The following is a 3,622-nucleotide window of genomic DNA, read 5'->3' as shown; positions in this document are numbered from 1 at the left end:
AAAGGAGCTGCAAAGGCTTTAGAGCGCAGCATTGACGTTGTGCATAGCAAACTGAACACCGCAGGTTTAACGCCAGAAGAAATGCAAAAGCTGCAACTACAGCTTGATGCTTTGAAGGCACAGCATGACGTTGCACTGGGGCGGCTGATGGTTGAAGCTGCAAAGAAACAGCAAATCTAAGCAGTACCAGGAACAGAAAGGGCGGCCAGTTGGCCGCCTTTTTTGTTTGCGCTGAAACTGTCTTGTTTTGTCGCGTATGTCCTAAGACTTGCGACAAGTTACCGTCCTGCTGTTTACCAGGCGTTGCCGTGTCGCGTGTTTTAGTTGCATATAATGAACACATGCGACTAAAACCGGAGACAGTACACAATGAACAAAAACACCACTACTGGCCTGCTGTTGGGCTATGCCCGAGTCAGTACCGACGACCAGGACTTAACCAATCAAAGGGCCGAGCTGCAAGCCGCTGGCTGCACTAAGCTATTTTCTGAAAAGTTCACCGGAACCCAGCGCAACCGCCCGGAGCTGGCCCGGTTGCTCGATCACCTACGCCCCGGCGATGTTGTGACCGTTACCCGGCTAGACCGCCTGGCTCGCAGCACCCGCGACCTGCTGGACATAGCCGAGCAACTACAAACAAAAGGAGCCGGTTTGCGGTCACTTGCGGAGCCGTGGGCAGACACCACAACCCCAGCCGGTCGGATGGTCTTAACCGTATTTGCAGGCATAGCCGAGTTTGAGCGGTCACTGATTATTGACCGTACCAGGCAAGGCCGTGAAGCCGCGAAAGCGCGAGGTGTGAAGTTTGGCCCGCGCCCTACCCTTACAGAAACACAGATCACGCACGCACGCGAACTGATCGACCAGGAAGGCTATAGCGTGAGGGAAGTAGCCGCCATATTGGGCGTGCATCGTTCAACCCTATATAGAGCCATTGAGCGTAGCGAAAGCACAGAAAGCATTAAATAAAGATTTACGACGTTCTGTAATTCTGTAATTGTGCTTGTACGGAAGTCTGTAAAGTCGTATAATCGCAGACACACAAAACCGTAAAGGATGAAGCCATGATTATCGGAGTTTTGAACCAAAAGGGCGGGGTCGGTAAAACCACTCTATCAGTGAACATTGCAGCAGCACTTGCACATAGCGGGGCGCGAGTTTTGCTAATCGACGCAGACCCACAGGGCAGCTCACTAGATTGGTCGGCAGCCCGAGAAGGCGACCCGATTTTTTCAGTCGTAGGCTTGCCCCGCGCATCGGTACATAAAGAGATTGGCCAAGTTGGCCAAGGGTACGACCACATCATCATTGACGGCCCGCCCCGTGTCACTGACCTGGCGCGTAGCGCGATTATGGCGAGCGACCTGGTACTGATACCAGTACAGCCCTCACCTTATGACGTGTGGGCCGCTGATGAAGTTGTGAAGCTGATTCAAGAGGCCACCGTATATAAAGAAAACCTTAAATCTGCATTTGTGGTTAATCGTAAAATCGCAAATACAGCAATAGGCAGAGACGTAGGCGAAGCGTTGGCCGCTTATGAAATGCCAATCCTCACGTCAACAGTAACGCAGCGCGTTATTTATGCCGAAGCGGCGGCCCAGGGTAAAGCGGTTTTTGAGATTGACACAGTAGGCCCGGCAGCAGCGGAAATTGCCGCCTTGGTAGCTGAAATTTTGGAGTTTGCAAAATGAGTGGGAAGAAAATTCAAATCGGAGCAAAACCGACAAACACAGCAGCAGCGACAGTAGCGGCTGATGATTGGGTACAGAACCGAGATACTGCGCCCATCGAAAAAGAGCCAATGAAGCGGCTAACTATAGACATACCGGAAAGCCTGCATCGAGCAATCAAGATGCACTGCGTTGAGAGTGGAACATCAATCGCTGATGAAGTCAGAGCACTACTTTTACAGAAATTCGTAAATCAGTAAATCAGTAAATACGATTTTACACAAGGTTGATTTTGTGGCGACAATGTTCAACTTTGGTTGTCAGGCGGGAGAACTTAAGGCATGATTACGGATATAGATTCGATAGGTATTGTCACGCCGGTGGCTTTCAAAGAAATGTTAGCTACTGGTAACGTAGAAAGCGCATCTATCCAGGTTTCGGAAAAAGGCTTAATTATTGTCTTGCAGCTTGGCGCAAGTACCAGAATTTTAGGCCGGTCGAGAGGTGGAGCGCGTTGCTTTCATAGTGTGGACGGTGCAGCATCCGTGCTGTTACAGCATGGAATCTATCAGTTTAACGTCGATGTGGAGGGCTGGTTGCCGCGCACGTTGACAAGAAATAAAGGGAGGTCTTTGCTAGGAAAAGCTAGCGATGATCTTTAGAAAAGCAAAAGCCCCGTTGGGCAACGGGGCTTTGCAGAAACACGGGTCAAAAGCCTTGCAGGGCCAAATGACACGACCGTCGTAGAAAAAACGGGTTTAGCTAAACATTATTCTACGGCCTTGTTTCTGCTTTGACAAGTCTTGTGCATATAGCACAGGCGGACAAAGGACGGACATGGCAGCAGTAGAACAGCTATCACTATTCGACCGGGCGGAAGAAGCCAGGGCATACCACGACCCAGCGCGAGCTGGTTTTTTCTCTATCCTTGTCGATGTGAACGGCGACAAGCGGCAGTCATCACACCGCTTGATTGAAATGCCCACCGTCCTGGAGCTTATCGACAAAAGCCGTGACACCTGGCTAACACAAGCCGAATTTATCCGCCCGAATCGTCGGGTAGTGAACCTTGCCCGGCTTGGTCTGCTGTTTGCTGACCTGGACACATACCGCACCCCTTGGGCCAAAGGCCGTACACCAGAACAACTGGCGGCATCCGTTTTGTATCACTGCGCCCAGGAAGGCATCCCCACACCCTCGATGCTGATTTTCAGCGGTCGGGGCATACAAGCCAAATGGCTGCTAGACGGCACGATACCGCGCCAAGCATTGCCCCGCTGGAACGCTTGCCAAAAGTACCTTATTGACCGCTTGCGGCCCGTAGGCGCGGACGTAGCCGCGAAAGATGCAAGCCGGGTGCTTCGCCTGGTCGAAACCGTCAACAGCAAAAGCGGCGAGATTTGCCGGGTTGTCCACGTTGAAAACGGGCCGGACGGCCAGCCGGTGCGCTACAGTTTTGAGTACCTTGCAGAAATGCTGCTGCCAGTGGCTCGCTGGACGATTGAACAGCAACGCCAGGAGCGTGCAGAACGTAGGCAGTTAAAGCTGTTGTCCGGTGCTAAAACCGACAACTTGCGCGGATTCAGCGGCAGGCAATTAGCCTGGCACCGACTCGAAGATTTACGCAAGCTGGCCACCTTGCGCGGCGGTGTGAGCGAAGGCGAGCGTATGCAGCACCTTTTCTGGCGTCTTAACTTCCTACTGCTATCTGGTGCAACCCATAGCAGCCAGATGTATTACGAAGCAAAAGCCCTGGCCGGTGAGCTGGCCCCAACCTGGGCTTATCGTGACAAGGAGCTGATGACGCTCTACAGCAAGGCCAAAGCCTACGAGAAGGGCGAAAAAATCAGCTTTGCCGGTCGAGAGTTCGCACCGCTGTACACGCCAAAGAACGACACGCTAATTAACCTTTTCCAAATCACAGATGACGAACAGCGCGAACTAAAAAC

At 52.2% G+C, this 3,622-nt stretch carries 7 protein-coding genes; all 7 read left to right on the top strand.

Going from position 1 to position 3,622, the window contains the following annotated elements:
• Window positions 1–180: hypothetical protein (locus PSF42_RS20545; RefSeq protein ID WP_272680567.1), on the top strand; the 180-nt coding region annotated here is incomplete at its 5' end.
• Between the two features lie 128 nt (window positions 181–308).
• A complete protein-coding gene (locus PSF42_RS20540; protein ID WP_272680570.1) occupies window positions 309–479 on the top strand; it encodes a hypothetical protein in 171 nt (56 codons plus the stop codon).
• Window positions 400–969, top strand: a complete 570-nt coding sequence (locus tag PSF42_RS20535) for a recombinase family protein (protein ID WP_272680569.1) — start codon at window positions 400–402, stop codon at window positions 967–969. Before PSF42_RS20540 ends, PSF42_RS20535 begins: the two co-directional genes overlap by 80 nt.
• 95 nt (window positions 970–1,064) lie before the next feature.
• Entirely contained in the window at window positions 1,065–1,694 is a 630-nt protein-coding gene (parA, locus tag PSF42_RS20530) for a ParA family partition ATPase (RefSeq protein WP_258091362.1), read from the top strand.
• A gap of 110 nt (window positions 1,695–1,804) precedes the next feature.
• On the top strand, window positions 1,805–1,933 hold the full coding sequence (locus tag PSF42_RS20525) for a hypothetical protein (RefSeq protein ID WP_272680568.1): 129 nt from the start codon (window positions 1,805–1,807) through the stop codon (window positions 1,931–1,933).
• A gap of 81 nt (window positions 1,934–2,014) precedes the next feature.
• The gene (gene parC, locus PSF42_RS20520; RefSeq protein ID WP_036425564.1) at window positions 2,015–2,335 is read left to right on the top strand and encodes a ParC family partition-associated protein; all 321 of its coding nucleotides are present in this window, start codon (window positions 2,015–2,017) and stop codon (window positions 2,333–2,335) included.
• 175 nt (window positions 2,336–2,510) lie between these two features.
• Window positions 2,511–3,622: replication protein (locus PSF42_RS20515; protein WP_272680566.1), on the top strand; the 1,112-nt coding region annotated here is incomplete at its 3' end.

Source organism: Providencia sp. PROV032, assembly GCF_028484875.1.
In the GTDB taxonomy this organism is placed as follows: Bacteria; Pseudomonadota; Gammaproteobacteria; order Enterobacterales; family Enterobacteriaceae; genus Providencia; species Providencia rettgeri_E.
The sequence above is the reverse complement of the archived record's forward strand: the minus strand, read 5'-3'. Positions and strand labels throughout refer to the sequence as shown.